General features: G+C 45.3%; 1 protein-coding gene. It reads right to left on the bottom strand.

From position 1 onward, the window contains the following. Positions 1-155 precede the first annotated feature (155 nt). On the bottom strand, positions 156-850 hold a 695-nt coding region (locus tag GRP75_RS28290; RefSeq protein ID WP_160791038.1), incomplete at its 5' end, for a rhamnogalacturonan acetylesterase.

Raw genomic sequence — 850 nt, forward strand, 5'->3', positions numbered from 1 at the left:
GTATAATTTGAAGCACACGGGCAGTGAAAGGCTGCATGTTCTAATTCCTCCGTATTACTATTGCTTTTTTTTCAATAATTATAGCACCCTGAACAGAGGCTAAAAACCCCTGCTCCTACGAATGTAAGAAGCAGGGGAAAACCCATCGTTTAAATTTAGAATCCGCTCAGACCCTGCCTTTTTAAATCCTGTGCTACCAATCGGGCCAGTTCCCTTGCACCTTCATAGTTTGGATGGAGTGTATCACCGTTCATATACAAGGCCAGTGTAGCGTCTTTACCAATAGAAGTGAAATAAGCTGAGCTAAGAACATTCAGGTCGACTAAAGGCGTTTGTTCCTCTTGAGCCAGTGCCAAAATAGCGCTTCTATACCATCTATTTTCTGCGTTGTGTACATTGTTAGCATTAAAGTCAGTGGCTCGTCCTTGCGGAGTTGACAGGATTACCGTCGCCCCTTTAGCCTTAACCTGCCGAATCATATCCTTCATCCAGTCCTTAAACTCGGCTTCGCTTTCGTTATGCTTTGGATTGGTGTCATTGATGCCCAATTGGAGAATAAAATAATCCCCCGGCTTAATATATTGGACGATGGCCTCCAACTGACCGTCCTGGTGGAAGCCTCTAGCAATTTGGCCTCCTGACGCCATATTGCGAATTTGAAAAGTATTCGTGTTCACAAACTCTGGCAGCAGTTGGCCCCATCCCGCCTGCACGCTGCTATCTAGCGGATAATAGTTACAAACCGTAGAATCTCCACCGATATAAATCGTTCGATTCGTAACCGGATTGCTAGATAATTGCCTGATTTCGAATGCACTGAGTGTGAAGACCGCGCCCTCTTTGCCTTCAG

The organism is Paenibacillus sp. OT2-17 (genome assembly GCF_009827695.1).
Taxonomy (GTDB): domain Bacteria; phylum Bacillota; class Bacilli; order Paenibacillales; family Paenibacillaceae; genus Paenibacillus; species Paenibacillus polymyxa_B.